The sequence below is a fragment of the Streptomyces sp. NPDC004667 genome (assembly GCF_040609475.1).
In the GTDB taxonomy this organism is placed as follows: domain Bacteria; phylum Actinomycetota; class Actinomycetes; order Streptomycetales; family Streptomycetaceae; genus Streptomyces.
In genome coordinates this window covers 19,320-40,534 of record NZ_JBEXKC010000038.1, presented here as the reverse complement: position 1 = coordinate 40,534, position 21,215 = coordinate 19,320, and the positions used below count along the sequence as shown (strand labels likewise).

Here is a 21,215-nt window from a genome sequence, read left to right as displayed (position 1 = left end):
GCGTCTGGCCCGTGCCCCAGGAGGGAGAAACGTCCGTGTCCGTGTCCGGGGAGGCCACTGCAACGCGTGATCGAATCGGGCTGGGCCAGGTGCTGGCAACAGCCGAGAGCGCCGCGCCGGTGCGCTCTCTCGACGTGGTGGCACGCAATCTGCGCAATCGGTTCGACGCCAGGTACGTGTCGTTCCTGTTCGTGGACATCGTGGGCCGTCGCCTGCTGCGGGTCCATGACACCGCGGCCGAGCCGGGGCGGCAGCCCGCCGAACCGTCCCTCTTGCGGGCAGCAGCGTCTACGACGACGTGCTGCGCGGTCAGAAGCTCGTGGTGGCGGCGGACGGCGAGGACGGGCACAGGGTGCTCGCCCCGGTCACCAACCGCGGCGACACCATCGGCGTCCTGGAGCTGTTCCTCACCCAGGCCCCGCCGGAGGTATGCGCTCAGATCCAGGAGGCCGCCCATGCGCTGGCGTACATCATCGTCGCCGACCGCCGCTTCACCGACCTCTACCACTGGGGAAACCGCAGCGGCCCGGTCAGCCTCTCCGCGGAGATCCAGCGCCAGCTCCTGCCCTCCGCCTCCTGCTGCGAGGCCCCCGAGTTCACCCTGGCAGGCGCCCTCGTCCCGGCCTCGGACATCGCCGGCGACACCTACGACTACAGCCTCGACACCCACACCCACACCCCGCACCTGTCCATCACCGACGCCATGAGCCACGACGTCAGCGCCGCACTCATGGCCACCCTCCTCGTCAACGCCTCCCGCGGCGCCCGCCGCGCCGGCGCCGGCCTCGCAGAGCAAGCCCGACAGACCCACCAGGCCCTCCTCGACCACGGCCACCACAGCCTCGCCACCGGACAACTGCTGCGCATCGCCCTGGACGGAACCAGCGCCCAGCTCGTCAACGCCGGCCATCCCTGGCCCTACCTCCTGTGCGACGGCACCGTCACCGAACTGCACCTGGCCGTGAACATGCCCTTCGGCATCCCCTCCCAGGGGGCCTACGAGGTCCAAGACCTCGACCTGCACCCCGGTGACCGCTTCCTGCTGTACACCGATGGCATGCAGGAACGCGACGCCGCAGTGGTGGATCTGCCCGCCCTCCTGCGCAGGACCACGGCCGAGCATCCGCGCGAGGTCGTACGCGCCCTGGTCGGCGCGGTCACCGACGCCTTCGGCGGCCGGCCGCCGAAGGACGACGCGACCGTCCTGTGCGCGGACTGGCACGGGCCCGCGAACGCAGAAGGCGACCGGTCCGCCGCAGCAGGGTTCGCAGACGACCGGACGCTGGACGGGCGCGGCTGAGCGCCAGCCGTCCGGCACGACGTCGGCCCGCGCCGATGCCGGCCGTGGTCGCCGTGCCCGGGACCTCTCGGTCCGGGTCTGACCGGGGCCGTCCCGAGGAGTGGGCCGCCGGGCGGCGGGTAGACGCCAGACAGCCCCGGCTGACCTGCCGGAAGGGCAGGTCTGACCTTCGCGGCGAGGAGGCAGACATGTCCGCACACGTACCCGACCCGGCTCCAGACGTACGAAGCACGTCCCGGCCGTACGGCGGCGTACCGCCGGGCGAGACTCCGCCCTGCGAGTCGAGCACCGGCTCCGGCGCGGGCCCGTACCGCCCCCTCACGCGCGGGTGGGGCAAAGGCCCCCTCGTGCTGATCTGTTTGCTGGCCCTGGTCTGCGCGCTCTTCTTCCTTGCCTACGCCATCGAACTGGACCTCTGAGCGGTACCGACGGAGCGGTGCAGCCGGACCCGCAGCCGACGCGGCCGGACGAGGGCAGGAAAGTGGTCGGGCACCCGTCCCGCCGCGACGAAGGAGATGATCATGTCCTGCGCTCCCGCGCCACGCACGACGTCCTTGTCCTCCGACTCGGCGGAAGGGTGTCGATTGATGCTGGTCCGCCACGCGAAGGCCGTACCCAAGCGCGTGGCCGAGGACTTCGAACGCTCCCTGAGCGACCGAGGGCGGGCTGATGCGCCGGCGACGGGCCGCTGGCTTGCCGAGTCGGGCTTCGAGCCCCATCTGGTGCTGTGTTCCCCGGCCCGAAGAACGCGGGAGACATGGGAGCTGATCGCTACGGCCCTGCCGGACGTACCGCCCGCCGTCTACGACGACAGGCTCTACGACGCGGCCCCGGACGCGCTGGCCACCGTACTGGCTGAGCACGGCGCGGGGCTGAGCCACGTGATGCTGGTCGGCCACGGCCACAATGCGGGCATCCACGAGCTGGCCACGTCGCTGTGCGGGACCGGGCCGCCCGGGCTGCTGGAACGGCTGAGGGAGGAGCTTCCGACATCGGGCGTTGCGGTGGTCGACCTCACGGGCGGATGGGCGGACCTGACCTCGTGTGATGGCCACGATGGGTACCTGAGAGCCCTCTGGGCACCAGCCCGTCGGGAGCCGCCTCTCAAATGATCACGTGCCGGGATCACTGATGGCGCCGGGTCCCTCGTTGACCGGCAGCGTGGCGAGTGCCCTTCGCGACCCGGCTGTGCGCCGCGCCCGGCGTGGCCATCCAGTGGGCGGGTCCCTGGTCCGGGTTCTATCCGGCCAGTTCCCGGAGCAGGTCCTCGAGATCACGCTCGCCGTCGCGGGTCTGAGCGCCGTGGGCCAGTCCGCCGCGGATCAACCGCTCGGCGGCGGGGCATTGTTCCTTCGCGAAGTCTCCTGAACGCTGCGCCGATCCTGACCCGGCATACGGGATCGGGGCCGGCACACCGGCCGACCCGGCGGCAGCAGTGCAGATCGACCTCGATCCGTCCGTGATCGGGCTGCGCCACCCCTTCGAGGTCAACCTCGTCGGAGACGCCGGCGAGACGCTGCGCCGACTGCTCCCGCTGCTGCAGGCCAAGCAGGACAACGGCTGGCGCAAGACGGTCGAGGGTAACGCGGCACGCTGGTGGGAGGTGATGCGACGCCGCCCCGAGGTGTCCGCGGACCCCGTCAATCCGGAGTACGTGGTGCACGCGCTGGACGCCCTGCTGCCCGACAACGCGATGGTGGCGGCCGACTCCGGGTCCGCCGCCAACTGGTACGCCCGGCACCTGCGTTTCCGTGAGGGGATGCGCGGCTCGCTGTCGGGAACGCCGGCCACGATGGGCCCCGGGGTGCCGTACGCGATCGGCGCGAAGTTCGCGCACCCGGACCGGCCGGCGATCGCGATCGTCGGTGACGGCGCCATGCAGATGAACGGCCTGGCCGAGCTGATCACTGCTGCGAAGTATCACGACGAGTGGTCGGACCCGCGCCTGGTGGTGGCGGTGCTGAACAACCAAGACCTGAACCAGGTCACGTGGGAGATGCGGGCGATGCAGGGCGCTCCGCAGTTCGAGCCCTCGCAGAGCCTGCCGGATGTGCCCTACGCCGACGTCGCACGACTGTTCGGCCTGCACGGGATCCGGGTGGAGCGGCCCGAGGACGTGGAGCCGGCGTGGCGCGCGGCGTTGGCGGCTGACCGGCCGTTCGTCATCGACTTCCGTACCGACCCGGCAGTGCCGCCGATCCCGCCGCACGCCTCCTGGGACCAGGTCAAGGCCGCCGCACTGTCCGTGCTCAAGGGCGACAGCGACCGGTCTTCGGTGGTCCAGCAGGGCGTGAAGGCGAAGATCCAGGAGTTCTTGCCCGGCAGTGGCGGACGGAGCTGACCCATGCCCGTCGATCACCAGCTGGACATGGCCGCGCTGGAGCGGGCGCTCCGGGCCGAGTTGGACGGCGAGGTCCGCTTCGACGCGGGAAGTCGCGGCGCGTACGCGACCGACGGATCGAACTACCGGCAGGTGCCGCTCGGCGTCGTGGTGCCGCGCAGCGTGGACGCCGGCGCCGCCGCGGTGGCCGTCTGCTCGCGCTTCGCGTTGCCGCTCTCGCCCAGGCCCACGGCTTGCAGCTGTCCGGGCACTGTGCGCCGCACGCCCATGCCCATGCTGCGGCCGCCGTGCCGAACTTGGGGCCGTACGGTTCCGAAAGTCCGGAGGACCGGGTGATCCCCGCGGCGTGGTCACACGCCGCGGGGATCACCGTCACGGGTCCGAGTACGGTCAGCCCGGGCACTTCAGGCCGGTCCGGGCGGACTTCACCGCGCTGTCCAGCATCTGGGCCTGCGGCTTCATCTTGGCGGCGGCTTCGGCGCCGGTAGCGTCGCCCGGCAGGTCGTCCCAGGTCTTCTTCAGCCCGTCCGCCGCGGACTTCACGGCCTCCTTCTGCGCCGCACTCCATGTCGCCGTGGACTTCGAGACCGTGTCCCAGCCGTCCTTGACGGCGTTGTACGCGCTCTTGGCCTGGTCCTTCGTCGACGACGGGCTCAGTCCGGACAGCGCCGTCGCGTCGGAGCGGAGTTTGTTCAGGTCGGTGCACAACTGCGCAGCCGCGGCACTCGCGTTGGGGCTCGGATCGGCCGCGAAGGCGGCGGAAGCTCCGCCGACGGACAGGACCAGCGCTGCGGCCGCGCTCACGGCAGTACTCGGAATGGGCCTCATGGGTTTCCCTTCGTCCGGGATTCCTCGGGTCGTCCCCGCCCCTGACATCCCCGAGCTTCCGGCTCACCACGCTGACACAGCCCGCCGGACCCCGCAATCCGCGACTGCCACAGCCCGGCAGCGCACTGCCGGCCGGTCTTGTCACGTGGGGTGCGTGCCGGTTCGCCGGCTGTATCAACGCTGGGGGGTGTGTGCCGGCGCGGGTTCGGTTGGAAGAGTTCGTGTCCGAGGTGTTCGCACCGCTGGTCCGGCGGGACCACCGCGACAAAAGCGCCTTGGCGTTGTATGACGCGGTGTACACGGGCAGGGGGCCGTCGAGACCAGACAGCCGTGCCTGTCGGCACGGAGGCATGCCTCCGATGTGCATGAGCGGCCGGGCTGGAAAGGGAGCGGCAGCCCCTGTGAAGGCCACCGGTGATCATCCCAACCGTGATCAACGGGAGGCAGCGCCGACCGACACACCCGCACCACCGGATGTACTTCCGTACGCCCTCTGTGCTCCCTGCTCACCCCCGTGTGCGCTCGGCCGTTCGAGGGACGGTCTCCTCTTTCCCTGCGTCGGCCGCGTCCCGAGGCCTGCGGGGCTTGGCTGCCCCGCGTCCCGGATGGTGTGGGCGGACACCACCGAGACGCGGGCAGCCCAGGCGCCCCTGCGGGCAAGGCCCGGGTTCTCGTGTGCCCTCGCGGACATGAGTGGCGCCGCGCTGGAAAGTCGCAGGGTATGACACGCACACCGAAGCCTGGATCAGGTGGGAACGACGATCGCCGGGGCGCCGGTCACGAGAACGCGGCGGGCCCGGATCCGCAGGTGGAGGAGCGTGCACCCGATCGGCCCACCGAGCTGCCCGAGCGGTCCTGGAAGGCCGTGCTGCGCGGCACCGTGAAGGAGTTCAAGGACGACGAGCTCGCCGATCGGGCTGCGGCGCTGACCTACTACGGAGTCCTCGCCCTCTTCCCCGCCCTGGTCGTGTTGGTGTCCCTGCTGGGCATCGCGGGGGAGTCCGCGACGAAGCAGGTCCTCGACAGCCTGCAGAAACTGGCACCCGGCTCGGCGCGGGGCGTGATCACCGACGCCGTACAGCAGCTCCGGGGCCATTCCGGCGTCGGATCGCTCCTTGCTGTCGTCGGCCTCGTCGTCGCCGTGTGGTCGGCGTCCGGCTACATCGCGGCGTTCATCCGCTCCTCGAACGCCGTCTACGACATGCCCGAAGGTCGCCCGGTGTGGAGGGTCCTCTCGCTGCGCCTTGCTCTCACCGTCACGCTGATGGTTCTGGCCTGCGCCAGTGCGCTCATCGTCGTCTTCTCCGGCTCTCTCGCCCGGCAGGCGGGCGCCGCCCCGGGCTTCGGGGACACCGCCCTGACCGTGTGGTCCATCGCGAAGTGGCCGGTGCTGGTCCTCCTTGTCACCATCATGATCGCGATTCTCTACTGGGCCGCGCCGAACGCGAAGGGCCGCGGCTTCGAGTGGGTGACGCCGGGCAGCCTCCTCGCGCTGGTGATCTGGATGGCCGCCTCGGCAGGCTTCGCGCTCTACGTCGCGAACTTCGCTTCCTACAACAAGACCTACGGCGCCCTCGCAGGCGTGATCATCTTCCTCGTGTGGCTGTGGATCACCAACCTCGCGATTCTCCTCGGGCTGGAGTTCAGTTCGATGCTGAACTGGCCCGGCAGCGCGCGATCGCCGGCGGACTGCCTGAGGACGAGGAGCCCTACGTCGCGCCCCGCGACACCCGTGCGTGGAGCGACGGCGACCACCGCCGCACGCAGCACTGATTCATGCGTGAACACGACTCGCCGTGAGGCCGGCACGGCACGGCCACTCCGGCGTCGCCGCCGGCCGCCGACCGAGGGCGCGGCCCAGTACATCATGGCCGTGTGAGGTCGCCTCCCGGGCTGCTGAGCCACCTTTCGCACAACGCCGCCTGCGCGCGGGTGCGGGCGTGCTCGCGGGGTGGGCGCGCCGTGACGACGACATGACCACCCTCGAACCCGGAACGGCATCGACCCGGTCAAGCGCAGCGCCCAACTCCCCGTTCAGGAAACCATCAGTGCCGAGTAGAGCACCTGACTGACGCGTCGCCCGTTCCAGCAGATTGACGAAAGGCAAGGTGTCCCATCATGAGCACGGTAGAGCGGCAGCCTGTATCGCCGCTCTCACGCTGGTTCTGCCGGTGCGGGCGTCCACCCCTCATCATCACCGGGGTCCTGGGGATCGTGGCGGCCGTGACCGCCCTGGCCGGAAAGAGGCAGATCGCCCAGGCCGGTACCCCGACTCCCGAGCAGGCCATCGACAGCGTCAAGGCCGACCTGGCCGAGATCAAGGAGAAGACCGCTGCCGTCAAGGGCCATGCCGCCGAGAAGGCGGCGCTGGTCTCCGACCAGATCCGCGAGACGGCGGGGCAGGTCGGCCAGAGCCTGGGGCGGGGCCGGCCCCGCGAGGCGGACGAGGATCTGTTGGCGTCACGGTTCCGGCGTGCTTGTCGTGTCCGGTGTCGGAGCGGGCGCAGTCGGGCTCGAATACGGCGGCCAGGAGTAGTTGAACGGTGGCGGGCTCCATGGCGCGGGATCGGGCGGTGGCCTGAAGGGGCCGGCGCGGTTGGCCATGAGGATCAACGCCGTACCGGCGAACAGCAGGCTGATGACGATCAGCGTGAGCCCGAGGGGATTGCGAGGGTTGTAGTAGTAGCGGTTCGTGCCCCACTTGCTTCGTCTGAAGACCGGCTCGTCGTCATCGTTCACACACCAGATCCTGTGGAGTTGATTGAACGCGGCACCGGCTGGGCCTTTCGACCCCGGGGTGTCAGAGGGTTTCGCGTCCACGCCGGCGCAGAAGACGACTCCGCAGGCGCATCCACCGCCAAGAAGAAGACGGAAGATGAGAGGAGGTGACTGCGATGAGTGAGACTCGGCGCCCAGGTGGACCACTGCCCGCGGAATCGGTTTGGGACTATCCGCGACCACCGCGTGTGGAACTGGATCAGCGGCGCGTGGTGATCATGCATCGCGGGGTGACCCTCGCCGACTCCCAGGCGTGTCGCCGCGTGCTGGAAACAAGTCATCCGCCGGTCTTCTACGTGCCGCGCAACGATGTGCGAACCGCCTTGTTGTCCCGTTCGCAGGCCACGACGTTCTGCGAATGGAAGGGGCTGGCCACGTACTGGACCCTGACCGTGGACGGGTGCGTTCTCCCACAGGCGGCTTGGAGCTACGAGTCTCCCGCACCGGGGTTCGCAGCCCTCGCCGGTCACCTGGCCTTCTATCCGGGGAAAGTCGATCTCTGCACTGTGGACGGTGAGAGCGTGCGGGCGCAGCCCGGTGACTTCTACGGTGGCTGGATCACCGGCGAGATCCTGGGCCCGTTCAAGGGCGGTCCGGGAACCGCAGGCTGGTAGCGACACGACGGAGCGAGCGGGGACGTCCGTCAGGACGTCCCGGCAGCCTTGAGGCCGGCGAGTACCTCGCGGGCCGCCCTCACCCCCCGAGGCCAGTGCCCCCGGTGGTCCCCGCAGACGTAGCGGCCCGGGGCGAAGAGGGTGGGGCGGCTCAGGAAGGCCGGGGTCCCCCCGCGCGGCGGAGCCGGTTGGCGATTGCCAGTCCCAGCCCCTCCTCCTCGGGCAAGGAGGCGACGATCAGGTCGCACCCGAGCTGGTCGAGTTCGCGCAGGTACCCGTACAGCCCACGCGCGTAGGCGGCCATCGATCCGGGGACCTCCACCACGGCGTGTGCCTTGACCGGGGTTCCGGCGAGGACGGGGGGAAGGAGGACTCCCACCTTCTGCCCGAGTTCCTGGGCGGTCTCTGCCTCGGTGACGGTCTTCTCGGGCTCCACCAAGACGACCCGCGCGCTCGGCGCGTAGTGCGACGGATGCTGGCCCGGCACCCTGACACGGCTCGTCGCGGGGACCGCGAGCGGGCGGCCCAGCACCGCTTCGAGGCCCTCGCGCGTCACCCCTCCGGGCCTCAGGATCGTCGGGGTGTCGCCGGTGACGTCGACGATGGTCGACTCGACGCCGACCTCGCAGGGGCCGCCGTCCAGGACGAAGTCGACCCCGTCGCCGAGCTCCGTGCGGACATCGTCCGCCGTGGTGGGGCTGACCGCGCCGAACCGGTTGGCCGACGGGGCCGTCACCCCTCCGCCGAACACCGACAGCAGCGCGAGCGCGACAGGATGGTCGGGCACCCGTACGGCCACCGTCTCCAGTCCGCCGGTGGCTTCGAGGGGCACGCGTGGACCGCGCCGGAGGACCAGCGTCAGCGGGCCCGGCCAGAAGTGTTCGGCCAGCAGGCGTGCCGTCGCGGGCACGTCCTCGACCCAGTCGTCCAGCTGCTCCGCGCCGCCGATGTGGACGATCAGCGGATGGGTGGGCGGGCGCCCCTTGACCTGGAAGATCCGCGCGACCGCGGCGGCGTCCTCGGCGTTGGCGCCAAGGCCGTAGACGGTCTCGGTCGGCAAGGCCACCAGGCCACCGGCGCGCAGCACACCGGCCGCCGTCTCGATGTCACTCGTTCTCGTCGTCACCCTTGCGATTCTCCCACCACCGGCCACCACGTATCCCCGGTCGCCGAGCGACGGCAGCGCGGTACGAGACCGAGGGCAATGCCCGATGCCCCCGTGGCCCCCCGTGCCACACCCGCTCGCCCGACCCCCGCCCCTGCCGGGCCGTCGGCGGCGGGAGCCGGCTCCGCGCGTGCACCCCGTCGCGGCGCCGAGGACCCATCGCCGGCCGACGGCGCTACCCGGCCCCCGTCACCAGGTGCTTCGTGAACCAGTCCCGGGCAAGGGCGGCCACTTCGTCCAGTGCTCCCGGCTCCTCGAAGAGATGCGTGGCGCCGGGGATGATGTCGAGTCGGTTCTCGCAGCGCAGATTCCGCTGGGCCTGCCGGTTGAGGCCGAGCACCGTCGTGTCGAGGCCGCCCACGATGAGGAGTGTGGGTGCCCGTACGTCGGCGAGCCGTGGCCCGGCGAGGTCGGGGCGGCCGCCACGGGAGACCAGGGCGCCGATGTCCGCGTCGGCGGAACCGGCGGCCCACAACGCCGCCGCGGCGCCGGTGCTCGCTCCGAAGTAGCCGATCGGGACGGACCGGAGGTGCCGCAGCCAGCGGGTGGCGTCCGCCAGCCTCCGGCCGAGGGTTTCGATGTCGAAGACGTTCGCGCGTTCGGTTTCCTCCGCCGGTGTGAGCAGGTCGAAGAGCAGGGTGCCCAGGCCCGCCAGGTTCAGGGTCGCCGCCACCGACCGGTTGCGCGGGCTGTGGCGGCTGCTGCCGGAGCCATGGGCGAACATGACGACCGCACCCGCGCCCTCCGGCACCGCGAGGTCTCCGGCCAGCCTGACGCCGTCCGCGTGCACCACCACCTCGGAGGCCCGGGCGGGCGGGCGCGTTACGGCGCGGTCGGCGCGGTCGGCGGCTTGTGCGAGCAGGGCGAGGACCTCTTCGTCGGGGGTCTGGGTGAAGTCCCGGTACCACTCGCCGACAGCGCGGAAGGCGCGCGGTGTGGACAGGCAGACCAGTTCGTCGGCCTGGGCGCGCAGACGGGCGACCGCGTCCGGTGGTGCCACCGGAACGGCCAGCACCACGCGGGCCGCACCCTGCGCCCGTACGACCTCGCATGCCGCCGCGGCCGTCGCGCCGGTCGCGATCCCGTCGTCCACCACGATCACCGACCGCCCGTCGAGCGGTACGCGCGGCCGGTCGCCGCGGAACCGCCGCGCCTGACCGGCGAGCGCTGCCGTCTCGGCGCGCTCGACCGCTGCGAGATCCTCCTGCCCGACCCGGCTGAGGCGGACGATGTCGTCACTGATGACCCGCACGCCGCCCTCGCCGACGGCGCCGAATCCCAGTTCGCGGTGGGAGGGGACCCCGAGCTTGCGCACGACGATCACGTCGAGCGGGGCACCCAGCGCCCGCGCCACCTGGAAGGCCACCGGGACTCCGCCCCGGGGCAGTCCCAGGACGACGGGATCCTCCCTCACCAGGTGACGGAGCGCCCCGGCGAGCTGCTGTCCTGCGTCCGTGCGATCGGTGAACATCACGGTGGTCCACTCCCTGCGTAGGGGTGAAGGAAACCTCGTACCCACCTACTCCGAAGCAAGCCCATTTGCGGCTTCTGCGCAAGTCGGGGACGGTCGGTCGTATGGAACGAATCGGAGCGGTCCTGATCGACATCGACGGTGTGCTCACGGTGTCCTGGGAGCCGCTGCCCGGTGCCGTGCACGCCATGCGGCAGCTCCGTTCGGAGGGCATTCCGCTGGCGCTGGTCACCAACAACACCTCGCGGACCCGTGCCTCGATCGCGGCGACACTGGCCGCAGCGGGCTTCCCCGTCAGCGTCGACGACATCCTGACCGCACCCGCCGTCACCGCCGCATACCTGCGTGAGCGCTACCCGGGTGCCCGCTGTCTCCTGGTCAACACCGGGGACGTCCGCGACGACCTCGCGGGTGTGACGCTCGTCGACGAAGGGACGGGGGAACCGGATGTGATCGTCTTCGGGGGAGCGGGCGGAACGTTCGGCTACGAGGCCCTGAACCGGGTCTTCCGGCATCTGCAACGTGGTGCCCGGCTCGTGGCCATGCACCGGAACCTGTACTGGCGCACCGGGACCGGCCTCGACCTCGACACCGGGGCCTTCCTCCTGGGGCTGGAACGGGCCGCCCGGGTCGAGGCGGAGATCACCGGCAAACCGGCCGCGGCGTTCTTCGCCTCCGCCCTCGCACACCTCGGCGCCACCCCGTCCGAAGCGCTCATGGTGGGCGACGACATCGAATCCGATGTGCTGGCGGCCCAGCGCCATGGAATCGGCGGTGTACTCGTCAGGACGGGCAAGTACCTGCCCGAGACGCACCGGGCGGCCAACGGCACACCGGACCACGTCCTCGACTCCTTCGCCGACGTTCCCGCGCTGCTGGAGCGCCTCGGGCTCAGCCGAGCCCAGGAGCGCCCCACACCGGGAACCAGCGGCTGAGGTCCGGCTCTATCGGCAGGTCGTCCGCGAGCAGCGCCCTGATCTGCAATTCCGTGACGCTGTCACGCTTGCCGGTCTCCCCGGCCGGTCCGGGAAGCGGCGCGAACGGGTAGAAAGTGCCGCTCTTGTACAGGTAGACCAGGGCCAGAGCACGCTCCGACGCCGCACCGTGGAAACCCATCAGGGAACAGAGGAGCTGCGGACCGAAGCCGGCGTCCTGGAGGAGGGCGTTGACGGCGTGCAGGTCGTTGACCAAGGAGGCGGTGTCGTCGGCAGGGTGCCGGGCGAGGAGCCAGGTGTAGCCGTACGCGTCCCGGCTGAACTCGACCGGTCTGCCCCCGCTGCCGGTATCGGCGTCGAGCAGCTCCCGCACGTCCTCCTGGAGCCGGGCGAAGGCACCGCCTTCGACACTGGCGAAGCACACCGAGCCGACGCCGGTCGGAGCGAACCCGGCACCCGCCTCAAGGGTGATCGCGGCGGCGGGCAGGCCGAAGAGCCGGTCCAGGTCGGGAAGTACCGGCTTGCTGCGGCCGAGGATGGCGTCGAGGAGTCCCACGGTACGAACCTCCGTTGCCGGTGATGCGCCCGGCCGGTCAGGGACGGCCGAGCTGCGCCGCGATCCTGCCCAGCCGGTCCAACCGCTCCTCCAGCGTGGGGTGGGAGGAGAGCAGCCTGCTCAGGCTTTCCTTCGACGAAAACGCGGGCGCGAACCAGAACGCGTTGAACGGCTCCGCCTGGCGCAGGTCCCGGCTCGGGATCCGCGCCATCTCGCCGGTCACCTTGGTGAGTGCGGAGGCGAGCGCCGACGGCCGACCGGTCAGCAGCGCGGCTGCGCGGTCGGCCGACAGCTCGCGGTAGCGGGACAGCAGCCGCGTCAGCAGAAAGCTGATCATGTAGACGACGGCGCTGACCAGGGGTATCAGGAGCGCCACGACGGCGGCGTTGCTGTCGCGGCTGTTGCGGCCGAGTCCGCTGTAGACCGCGATGCGGGTCATGATTCCCGCGAGGACACCGAGGAACGACGCGACGGTCATCACCGCGACGTCGCGATGGGCGACGTGCGACAGCTCGTGCGCGAGGACGCCCTCCAGCTCCTCCGGCTCCAGGCGGCGCAGCAGCCCCGTGGTGACGCAGACGAGTGCGGTGCGCTCGTTCCGGCCGATGGCGAAGGCGTTCGGTACGTCGATGTCGGCGATCGCGACCCGGGGCTTGGGCATGTCGGCGAGGGCGCAGATACGGTCCACCGCACCGTGCAGCTCGGGCGCCTGCTCCTGGGTGACCTCGCGGGCACCCATGCTGGCGGCGGCGATCCGGTCACTGAACCAGAACTGCGCGACGAACAGACCACCCGCGATCACCAGAATGGTGGGCCACGAGCTCCGGAGAAGGGCCAGCAGGGCGCCCACGAACACGACGTAGAGCAGCCCGATGAAGAACATGGTCGTCACCATGCGGGTGGTGAGTCCCTTGTCCGGGACATAGCGCGAACGAGACCGGGTCCCAGGCATCTGACCGCCCTCCAGTCGGAGCGCGGATGCAGCGCTCCTCACTCTCGATTGTGCAACTTCCTCCCCGCCAAGCGGACACTCCCGGCCCGGGCGGGCCGCCCGGGCCGGGCCCGCGGCGCGGGTGCCCGCGCCGCGGGTGCCCGGGGCGCGCGAGCTGATCACCGTCCCGGGTTTCGGTCCCCGCAAGGCCGTGATCCTCGGTCGGACTCAGTTCCCTTCGGGTTTACGAGCCACGATAATGCCGTACCCGAAGTACTGGCGCGCGAGAGCGACATACTTGGGAATTCCCTTCCTCATCCGTTCGACGAGTTCAGGATCCATGCCTTCTGCTTCTGGCCTGGAGAGCGGAGCCAGGAACTCGTCGTAACTCCGGCGCGCCTTGTCCGACAGATCGACCACCTCCAGCACCGAGAATCCCGCACCTTCGATGGCCGTGCACAGCCCCTCGGCGGTTTCCGGAATGTCGATCGGCAGGGCAGGGTCCGAGGCCTCCTTCTCTACAGAGGCCGGAATGTGTTCGATGCGCGTGATGTCCGCCACTACGAAAAGCCCCCCGGGGCGAAGAACCCGGTAGACCTCTCGCAGCGGTTCGATTTTGTCGGGGAAGTGGATTACCGATTCGATGGCCAGCGCGGCGTCGAATACGCTGCCGGCGAACGGAAGGCGCGACGCGTCTGCGAACATGAAATCCGCGTCGAGCTCATCAGGGGTGGAGATCTTCGCCGCGGACCGTGTCGCGAGCTCCACCTCACACCGGCTCACCGTCACTCCGGTCACTTTGCAATTCGCGCCCGTCGCCAGTCGGATCGCCGGGCGTCCGTTGCCGCATCCCACATCGAGCAGTCTCGACCCCGGCCGGAGGTTCAGTTTCTCGCCGACCATATCGGTGAGCCGGTCCTGTGCCATGGTGAACGAGTCCGAATCCGCCTCCCATATCCCGTGATGGATGCTCTGGCCGAACAGCCGGACGTCTTCGGCCGCAAGTTGATCGTAATAGGCGCCGACGTCACCCGCGGTATAGTTCTTGTCACCCATATGCTTCTCCTTTTCTTTCATTCTTTGGTCAGGAACTTGAGCAGAACGTCAGCCAGCTCGTCGGGTCGCTCGTAGACGACGACGTGGCCCGAGTCGATCTCCGCGTATTCGCTCCCGGGAATCGCGGCGTGGAGCTCACGGCTGTGCTCGACGGGCACCATGTGGTCCCGGGTGAGTCCCACGACGAGAGTCGGACTTCCGACGAGGGGCGCCCGACTGCTGAGGTCCGCGCACATGTCAAGAGCTATTTGACGATCCGTGTCCGGCGCGAGTGACGATCCGGCGACCATCTCCTCCAGCTGCTGCGTACTGAAAGAACCAAGGCATCCGGGACTCAGGCCGGTCAGGAAGAGGAATCTGCTGAACAGTTCGCTGTCACTTCGCAGCAGGCGTCGCCAAAAGTCGAAATTGAAGATCTGGCGAGAGTCGTCGGCGCTGAGCCAGCCCCCGATGAGGACTGTCCGCCGAACCAGGTCGGGGTACTCGGCGGCGGTGACGGCAGCGATCTCCGCTCCCAGGGACAAGCCGACGACATCGACGGGACCGCCGGCCGTCGAGCGAATCACAGCAGCCACCTGCGCGGCCAGGAATTCGAGGGTCAGTGGCTCGTTCTTGTCGACTTCCTGCCCCGTTCCGGAATAGTCCACCATCATGATGGTCCGATCGTCCGCGAACTGTCGGGCGAAGTGCCCCCAGCAAGCCTCCGCGGTTCCGCCCGTTCCATGGAGGAAAAGCAGCCCCGGACCGGACCCGGTGATGCTGTAGCGCACAGGGGGCGCTGCCGTCAGAAATTCGGACATGAGAACTTCCTCTCGAGGTGCCGGAGGTGTCACGGGTGGGGATGGGAAACGCAGCGGCCGAACGCTTCCGCGATGTCGCGGATGGTGGTGTCGGATTCCTGGGCGGGCATCGGCAGGTCGCACTCCAGCCGCCCGGCGAGACCGGCCACCAGCTCGATCGTGGCCAGGGAGTCGAGCCCCAGGTCCGCGAGCTCCACGTCCGGGTCGGGCAGGCTTCCCGGTCGCAGGGCCAGGACCTCGGCCACGGCGTCCTGCACGAACCGTGTGAGGGACGGCGCCGCGGCGTCTTCCGGGCCGGGGGACTCGGCGGCGGACATCGGGGAGGTGGCTTCCCGTGCGGCGGTTCCGGGTCCTGCCCAGTAGCGCCGACGCTCGAACGGGTAGGTCGGCAGCTGCACCCGCCTGTGGTTCCCGTCCGCGAAGACGGCACGCCAATCGACGTGCCGGCCACGGCTCCAGAGGTCTCCCAGTTTCGTCAGGAGCGCGGACCGCAGGCCGGCGGCATCGGTTCCGGTCTCGTACCCCGTCGGACAGACGGCGAGCCGCACGACCTGAGCCCGGCCGGTCGCCACCTGGGCCCACGATTCGTCCGTCTGCCCCGGTAGCGGCGTCTCGTTCCCCTCGCAGGGACGCTCCGACCGTGACAGGACCGGTACCTCCCGCGCCCGGAGCGGTGTCGGGGCCCCGCCGGTGGTCATGGCGTCGAGCGCACGGCGTGGGCCGAGCACCCCGGCAAGAGCCGCGGCGACCCATTCGCCGGTGCCCGTGCCCACGATGGCTTGGGGCTCCACCCCCCACGACCGCCACAGGCACGCCAGGGCGTACTGGCCCACGAAGTCGGCGCGACGGTCTTCGGCCGACAACGCGTTCCGTCCGTCGGCGGGACCCGGGTGTGCGGTGTCCAGACAGGCGTCGACTGCCGCCCGGAACACGCCGCTCTGCTCGTAGAGGTCCGCCAGCGGTTCGCGCGGGCAGGAGATCCGGTCGTCGAGGACGAACAGCAGGCCGGGTTCGTGCTCCGGGGCGTGCATGACGGGGGTGAGCGGCAGCCCGAGTGCGGCGGTCCAGAGGTCCTTGGCGACGAGGGCGCGCCGGTAGGGGCGGGCCGTGCGTCCCTCGGCGAGCGTCCGGGCCACCTCACCCAGCGGCAGGTCCGGATGCTCGCGCAGATGGTCGGCGATCTCCTGTGTCATGCGGTGGAGTGCCGTGGGGGTGGTCGCCGACAGCACCAGCAACTCGCCGGCCCCGCCCGGGTCGCCGTTCGGCCGGACCGGAGGTTCTTCGAGGATCACGTGGGCGTTGGTGCCACCGATGCCGAACGAGCTCACCCCGGCGCGCAGCGGGCGTCCCGTCTGCGTCCAGGCTCGATGACGGGTGTTCACGTAGAACGGGCCGGCATCGAAGTCGATCTTCGGGTTCGCCTCCCGGAAGTGCAGACTGGGGACGAGTTCCCGGTGCCGGAGCATCAGCACCGTCTTGATGAGCCCGGCCATGCCGGCGGCCACGTCCAGGTGGCCGATGTTCGTCTTCACGGATCCCAGGGCGCAGGACCGCGGAGTTCCCGGTCCGAACACCTCGTTGAGTGCGGCCACTTCGGCCGGATCTCCCAGGGACGTGGCGGTTCCGTGCGCCTCCACGTACGAGAGTGAGTCGGCGGTGCACCGTGCGGCGTCCAGAGCGGCTCGGATGACCCGTGCCTGCCCCTCGATCCCGGGGGCGGTGTAACCGATCTTGCCGGAACCGTCGTTGTTGACGGCCGTGCCCTTGATCACGGCATGTACGAAGTCCCCGTCCTCCAGGGCGAGGGCCAGCGGTTTGAGGATGACCGCGGCCACGCCCTCGCCGACGACCGTGCCGCCGGCCGCCCGGTCGAAGGAGCGGCACCGGCCGTCCGGGGAGAAGATCATGCCGTTGTGGTGGGTGTACCCGCGGCCGTGTGGGACGACCAGGTGGACCGCTCCGGCGAGGGCCACGTCGCAGTCACCGGCGAGCAGTCCCAGCACCGCCGTGTGCAACGCGACGAGGGACGTCGAGCAGGCGGTGCTCACACCGATCGCCGGACCGCGCAGGTCCAGCCGGTGTGCGACACGGGTGGCCAGGAAGTCCTTGTCGTTGGCGATGGACAGCCGGTAGCGCCCCGGAACGGTCGCGGTGCGCCAGCGTTCGCCCAGTTGGTGCCGCAGGTACGTGTTCGCGCCGGCTCCGGCGTACACGCCGATGGCGCCGTGGTACGAGGCCGGGTCGCATCCGGCGTCCTCCAGGGCGGCCGCCGAGCACTCCAGGAACAGCCGGTGCTGAGGGTCGAGGATCTCGGCTTCGTCCGCCGGGATGCCGAAGTGCTCGGCGTCGAACCGCGAGATGTCGGCCAGGCCCTGCACCGCCCTGACGTAGTGCGGATCGGCGAGGGTCTCGGGGGTGACGCCCGCGGCGAGCAGTTCCTCTTCGGTGAGGAAGCGCGTGGCCTCGCGGCCGGCCCGAAGGCCGTCCCAGAAGGCCGTGACCGAGTCGGCACCGGGGAAGCGCCCGGCCATGCCGATGACGGCGATGTCTGTGGGGTTGGCGTGTTCTTCTTCGTGCATGTCGCACTTCCTTGGTGTGGGTCGGGAGGTGTGCCGATCCGGCCTGTGTTCCTCACGGAGCGCGGGGACGGTCAGCGCCTCCGGCCGGCCGCCAGCGCCGTTCGCGAGGCATGGAGGCTGCGCACGGGCCGCACCCGTCCCTGGCCGGACCGCTCGCCGCGCACGTGGTCGGCCAGGGACCGGACCGTCGAATGCCGGAGCACGTCCGTGTGCCTCAAGGACGGGGCGAGGGAGTCCCGTAGACGCCGTGTCACCAGCATCAGCTGGAGGGAGGTACCGCCCAGGTCGAAGAAGCCGTCGTCCGGGGGCACCGTGTCCAGGCCCAGGACCTCGCACCAGATCGCGCCGATGACGCGTTCGACGTCGCGGGCGGACGCATGGTGCGCGGTCCCGGCGGGTTCGGCGGGACGGGGCCGTCTGGCGGGGGGAGATGTCAGGGCCTTGCGGTCCAGCTTTCCGTTCGAGGTCAACGGCAGTGCGGGGACGGGGACGTAGTGGGAGGGCACCATGTAGGCGGGGAGTCGGGCCGAAAGGTGCGCGCGGAGTTCCTTCGCCAGGGCGCCGAGGGCCACGGCGGGGGGTCCGGCACCGGCACCGGCCCCGGATCCGGCACCGGCATCGGCATCGGCATCGGCATCGGCGAGAACGAGGTGTGCCATCAGGTGTCCGTCGTCGCCGGAGGTGTGCGCGGACACGGCGGCGTCGGAGACGGCGGGGTGTTCACGCAGCGCCGTCTCCACTTCGCCGAGCTCCACCCGGAAGCCCCTGACCTTGACCTGACCGTCCGTACGGCCCAGGTGGAAGAGGTTCCCGTCCGCCGCGCGGGAGACGAGGTCCCCCGTACGGAAGACCCGGCCGCCCGCCGGATCGATCGGGTCGGGCACGAACCGCGTACGGGTCAGGTCGGGGCGGCCCAGATACCCCGTGGCCACGCCGGCGCCGCCGATCAGCAGTTCCCCCGCCGTGCCCGGCGGCACCAGGCGGTCCCAGCGGTCCACCACGTGGAAGCGGGTCCGTCCGATGGGTCGTCCGATGTGTACGGGCGTACCCGGCCGCACCGGTGCGATGGACGACCAGATGGTGGTCTCGGTCGGTCCGTAGACGTTCCACACCCGCCCCGCTCTGGCGCACAGTTCCCGGGCCAGGTCCTGATGCAGTTGTTCCCCGCCGCACAGCACGGTGAGATCGGGGTGTCCGGTCCAGCCCGCGTGGATCAGGGCTCGCCACGTCGCCGGTGTGGCCTGCATCAGGCTCGGACGCTCGGCTTCCAGACGGGCTTTCAGGAGGAAGCCGTCCCGGGTCTCCGCGGCCGTGGCGATCGTCACCGTGCCGCCCCGGGTCAGGGGGAGGAAGAGCTCCAGTGCCGCGATGTCGAAGCACACGGTGGTCACCGACAGCATGTGGTCGCGTTCGGTGCAGCCGGGGACTTCGGCCATGGAGTGCAACAGGTTGGCCAGCGCGCCGTGTCCGACTTCGACCCCCTTGGGGCGTCCCGTGGAGCCGGAGGTGTGCAGGACGTAGGCAGTGGCGTCGGGAGCGGCCCTGTCGGGGACGTCGGTCGCCGTCCGTGCCGCGATCCGGTCGGCTTCGGTGTCGAGCTCCAGGACGGGCACCTCACCGGGGCACCCGTCCCGGAGCAGTCCGGACCGGCTCACCAGCAGCCGCATGTGGGTGTCCGCCACGATGCCGGCGAGACGTGCCGGTGGGTGCTCCGGGTCCAACGGCACGTAGCCGGCGCCTGCCCGGAGTACGGCGAGGAGCACCGCCACGAGGTCCGGCGATCGGTCCAGGCAGACGCCCACGAGCTCCCCGGGGCCGACGCCCCGCGTGGTCAGCACGCCCGCGAGCCGCGATGTCCGTTCCTCCAGCTCGCCGTAGGTCCACGTCACCCCGCCGGTCCGCACCGCGGGCGCGTGGGGCCTGCGGCGGGCCTGTGCGCTGACGAGTGCCGTGACGCAGGTGCCCGGAGGCGGGCCGTCGGCGGTGCCGCGGCCCTGCTCCAGCAGCCGTATCCGCTCCGACGCCGTCACCAGGGGGATCCGGGTGACGTCGGTCGCCGGACTCCGCACACTCCGCAGGAACCGTGCGAGCCGGCGGCTCGTCCCCTCGTCCGGCCGGCCGTCGTCGGACGTGCGGCAGCGGATGCCCGAGGCGTCGGCCGTGATCCTGAACGTCCCGGCCGCGGATTCCAGTACCAGGCCGTGCCCGGCCGCGCCGACGAGGGCGGGCAGGCCCGTCCCGAGGGCCCGCCGCACCAGCCGGTGAAGCCCGCCCGCCGTCGTACCGGCGGGTATGTCCGCCAGGTCCAGCGTGACCTCGTGCTCCGTGCCCTCCGGGTCGTCCGCGGCACGCAGCACACAGCCGACGGTGTCCTGGTGTCCCTCCTGCCCGAGGAGGAAGGCGACGACGAGGCCGCACAGGACGAGCGGGCCGTCGTCCGCGGCCGCGACGAGTCGGCGCAGCGCCGTCGGGACCCGGACGGTGGCGGCACTTCGGACGTGCCCGGCACGATGCGGCAGGTCCCGGACCCGGGCTCCCGGCCTGGCGGCCATCGCGAGCAGGTTCGACACCACCTGGTCGAGGAACCCGTCCGCCGACTCGTCCGACCAGTGTCGCCTGTCGTGCGTGAGGGCCAGGGACAGGTCTCCGTGCCGGCGCACGCACAGGGTCAGTGGGAAGCCGGCCTGTTCCACGAGACGGAAGGACCGCCCGGCCCAGGGCCCGCCGAGGGAGCGCAGTCGCGACCGGGCCGTGTCGTCGTCGTACATCACGACGGTCTCGAACAGCGGCTGGTCGGCGGGCCAATCGACGGCCGCCCGGATGCGGGGCAGCGGGGTGTGCACCCAGGGACGCATCTGCCTCGCGCGGGAGCGCAGGACGCGGACGAGCCCGCGGACGGTGGTGTGCTCCCCGATCGTGCTGCGCAGCGGGACGGTGTTGATGAGCGGTCCCACCATGTCCCGGCCGTCGGGGTGGAAGGCACGGCAGGTCCGCGTCGAGCCCAGCACGACGTCCCGCTCCGCCGACAGCCGGTGCAGCAGCAGCGCCCAGGCGGCGTGCACCAGGTCGTTGAGCGGCATCCGCGTCCTGTCACAGGCGACGGCGAACGTCTTCGGCAGGGAAACGGTCACCGTCCGGAAGACGGGCTCCGCTCCTTCGTCACGGCCGGTGCGGGGGCCCAGGGGAGTGGCCCCGCGCACCGGGGCGAGGGCACGCGACCAGGCCGCTGCCTCGCCCCGGGTGTCCCGCCGTTCGGCCCAGTCGACGTACGCCGTGAACGGTGCGCGGGACACCGCGGCGCCGGCTTCCGCCCCGTCGGCGCAGGCCGCGTAGAGCTCCATCAGCTCGGCGAGGAGCGGGGCGTAGCTCCGCCCGTCCAGCAGTGCGTGGTGCGAGGTCCACAGCAGCGTGGAGGAGCGCTCGCCGCGGTGGACCAGATGGAACCGGGTGGGAGGGCCGGCCGCGAAGTCGAACCCCCGGCGGCGGTCCTCCCTCAGCAGCCCTGCCAGTCTCCGGTCGGCTTCCTTCCGGTCGCAGCCCCGCCAGTCGTGCTCCTGCGGTGCCGGCCGGAAATCTCCTGCGGGCCCGGTCCGCTGGACGGGGTGCGAGGGGGAACTCATGTCGAAGCCGGTGCGCAGCATCGGATGGCGGTCCGTGAGCGCGGCCAGCGCATCGCGCAGCGTCCCGGCGCACAACACCTCGTCGGAGTCGAGCAGTTTCTGCTGGAGGTACGAGCCTTCCTCCGGAGCGCTGAGACTGGTCACCAGCATGGCGTGCTGAACGGCGGTCACCTCTCGGGACGACGACTGCGCCGATGCGGTGGTGCGGGGTGTCGAGGCGGAGTTGTCAGAGGTCATGGAT

The 21,215-nt window shown here is 70.8% G+C and carries 15 protein-coding genes and 4 pseudogenes; 9 read left to right on the top strand and 10 right to left on the bottom strand.

The window, feature by feature from the left end; translation table 11 throughout:
* Positions 1-89 precede the first annotated feature (89 nt).
* From ABZW32_RS21715 to ABZW32_RS21695, 5 genes and pseudogenes are all read left to right on the top strand, one after another.
* Positions 90-1,300 (top strand): annotated as a pseudogene (locus ABZW32_RS21715) (PP2C family protein-serine/threonine phosphatase).
* A 188-nt stretch (positions 1,301-1,488) separates the two neighbouring features.
* Complete coding sequence (locus ABZW32_RS21710; protein ID WP_356218134.1) at positions 1,489-1,719, top strand: DUF6480 family protein; 231 nt, start codon at positions 1,489-1,491, stop codon at positions 1,717-1,719.
* Between the two features lie 168 nt (positions 1,720-1,887).
* Positions 1,888-2,412 (top strand): histidine phosphatase family protein, encoded by a 525-nt coding sequence (locus ABZW32_RS21705; RefSeq protein WP_356218132.1) that lies wholly within the window; start codon positions 1,888-1,890, stop codon positions 2,410-2,412.
* A gap of 314 nt (positions 2,413-2,726) precedes the next feature.
* Positions 2,727-3,641 (top strand): annotated as a pseudogene (locus ABZW32_RS21700) (thiamine pyrophosphate-dependent enzyme); the annotation flags it as partial.
* Between the two features lie 3 nt (positions 3,642-3,644).
* Complete coding sequence (locus tag ABZW32_RS21695) at positions 3,645-3,977, top strand: hypothetical protein (protein ID WP_356218194.1); 333 nt, start codon at positions 3,645-3,647, stop codon at positions 3,975-3,977.
* A 54-nt stretch (positions 3,978-4,031) separates the two neighbouring features.
* On the opposite strand, the gene ABZW32_RS21690 is transcribed toward ABZW32_RS21695, so the two are convergent.
* Positions 4,032-4,445 carry a hypothetical protein gene (locus tag ABZW32_RS21690; protein WP_356218130.1) on the bottom strand — a complete coding sequence of 138 codons (414 nt, stop codon included), beginning with the start codon at positions 4,443-4,445 and terminating at the stop codon, positions 4,032-4,034.
* A 745-nt stretch (positions 4,446-5,190) separates the two neighbouring features.
* Between ABZW32_RS21690 and ABZW32_RS21685 the strand changes: the two are divergent.
* Positions 5,191-6,242, top strand: a pseudogene (locus tag ABZW32_RS21685) (YihY/virulence factor BrkB family protein).
* A 368-nt stretch (positions 6,243-6,610) separates the two neighbouring features.
* A pseudogene (locus ABZW32_RS21680) lies at positions 6,611-6,797 on the top strand (phage holin family protein); the annotation flags it as partial.
* 132 nt (positions 6,798-6,929) lie between these two features.
* On the opposite strand, the gene ABZW32_RS21675 reads toward ABZW32_RS21680, so the two are convergent.
* Complete coding sequence (locus ABZW32_RS21675) at positions 6,930-7,208, bottom strand: hypothetical protein (protein ID WP_356218128.1); 279 nt, start codon at positions 7,206-7,208, stop codon at positions 6,930-6,932.
* Between the two features lie 227 nt (positions 7,209-7,435).
* Between ABZW32_RS21675 and ABZW32_RS21670 the strand changes: the two genes are divergently transcribed.
* Positions 7,436-7,861, top strand: a complete 426-nt coding sequence (locus tag ABZW32_RS21670) for a DUF427 domain-containing protein (protein WP_356218127.1) — start codon at positions 7,436-7,438, stop codon at positions 7,859-7,861.
* 151 nt (positions 7,862-8,012) lie between these two features.
* On the opposite strand, the gene ABZW32_RS21665 is transcribed toward ABZW32_RS21670, so the two are convergent.
* Together ABZW32_RS21665 and ABZW32_RS21660 are read right to left on the bottom strand one after the other, a co-directional pair.
* Positions 8,013-8,987: an L-threonylcarbamoyladenylate synthase gene (locus tag ABZW32_RS21665; protein ID WP_356218125.1), complete on the bottom strand. Its 975-nt coding sequence runs from the start codon at positions 8,985-8,987 to the stop codon at positions 8,013-8,015.
* A gap of 214 nt (positions 8,988-9,201) precedes the next feature.
* Positions 9,202-10,500, bottom strand: a complete 1,299-nt coding sequence (locus tag ABZW32_RS21660) for a phosphoribosyltransferase family protein (protein WP_356218123.1) — start codon at positions 10,498-10,500, stop codon at positions 9,202-9,204.
* 101 nt (positions 10,501-10,601) lie between these two features.
* Between ABZW32_RS21660 and ABZW32_RS21655 the strand changes: the two genes are divergently transcribed.
* Positions 10,602-11,432, top strand: coding sequence for an HAD-IIA family hydrolase (locus ABZW32_RS21655; protein WP_356218122.1), 831 nt, complete (start codon positions 10,602-10,604; stop codon positions 11,430-11,432).
* Here the strand turns inward: ABZW32_RS21655 and ABZW32_RS21650 are convergent.
* The 6 genes from ABZW32_RS21650 to ABZW32_RS21625 all read right to left on the bottom strand — a co-directional run bounded on the left by ABZW32_RS21650 (position 11,389) and on the right by ABZW32_RS21625 (position 21,211).
* A complete protein-coding gene (locus ABZW32_RS21650) occupies positions 11,389-11,988 on the bottom strand; it encodes a hypothetical protein (protein WP_356218120.1) in 600 nt (199 codons plus the stop codon). The two genes, ABZW32_RS21655 and ABZW32_RS21650, sit on opposite strands and share 44 nt — an antisense overlap.
* Before the next feature lie 37 nt (positions 11,989-12,025).
* Complete coding sequence (htpX, locus tag ABZW32_RS21645) at positions 12,026-12,940, bottom strand: zinc metalloprotease HtpX (protein ID WP_356218119.1); 915 nt, start codon at positions 12,938-12,940, stop codon at positions 12,026-12,028.
* A 207-nt stretch (positions 12,941-13,147) separates the two neighbouring features.
* The gene (locus ABZW32_RS21640; RefSeq protein ID WP_356218117.1) at positions 13,148-13,975 is read right to left on the bottom strand and encodes a methyltransferase domain-containing protein; all 828 of its coding nucleotides are present in this window, start codon (positions 13,973-13,975) and stop codon (positions 13,148-13,150) included.
* Between the two features lie 17 nt (positions 13,976-13,992).
* Entirely contained in the window at positions 13,993-14,775 is a 783-nt protein-coding gene (locus tag ABZW32_RS21635) for an alpha/beta hydrolase (RefSeq protein ID WP_356218116.1), read from the bottom strand.
* Positions 14,776-14,804: 29 nt separating this feature from the next.
* On the bottom strand, positions 14,805-17,354 hold the full coding sequence (locus tag ABZW32_RS21630) for a beta-ketoacyl synthase N-terminal-like domain-containing protein (RefSeq protein ID WP_356218114.1): 2,550 nt from the start codon (positions 17,352-17,354) through the stop codon (positions 14,805-14,807).
* Positions 17,355-17,425: 71 nt separating this feature from the next.
* Positions 17,426-21,211, bottom strand: a complete 3,786-nt coding sequence (locus tag ABZW32_RS21625) for an amino acid adenylation domain-containing protein (RefSeq protein ID WP_356218113.1) — start codon at positions 21,209-21,211, stop codon at positions 17,426-17,428.
* Between the last annotated feature and the right edge of the window lie 4 nt (positions 21,212-21,215).

Coding starts and splice junctions, on each gene's coding strand:
- ABZW32_RS21710 (WP_356218134.1), top strand. CDS start 1,489: ATGTCCGCACACGTACCCGACCCGGCTCCAGACGTACGAAGCACGTCC.
- ABZW32_RS21705 (WP_356218132.1), top strand. CDS start 1,888: ATGCTGGTCCGCCACGCGAAGGCCGTACCCAAGCGCGTGGCCGAGGAC.
- ABZW32_RS21695 (WP_356218194.1), top strand. CDS start 3,645: ATGCCCGTCGATCACCAGCTGGACATGGCCGCGCTGGAGCGGGCGCTC.
- ABZW32_RS21655 (WP_356218122.1), top strand. CDS start 10,602: ATGGAACGAATCGGAGCGGTCCTGATCGACATCGACGGTGTGCTCACG.
- htpX (WP_356218119.1), bottom strand. CDS start 12,940: ATGCCTGGGACCCGGTCTCGTTCGCGCTATGTCCCGGACAAGGGACTC.
- ABZW32_RS21640 (WP_356218117.1), bottom strand. CDS start 13,975: ATGGGTGACAAGAACTATACCGCGGGTGACGTCGGCGCCTATTACGAT.
- ABZW32_RS21635 (WP_356218116.1), bottom strand. CDS start 14,775: ATGTCCGAATTTCTGACGGCAGCGCCCCCTGTGCGCTACAGCATCACC.
- ABZW32_RS21630 (WP_356218114.1), bottom strand. CDS start 17,354: ATGCACGAAGAAGAACACGCCAACCCCACAGACATCGCCGTCATCGGC.
- ABZW32_RS21625 (WP_356218113.1), bottom strand. CDS start 21,211: ATGACCTCTGACAACTCCGCCTCGACACCCCGCACCACCGCATCGGCG.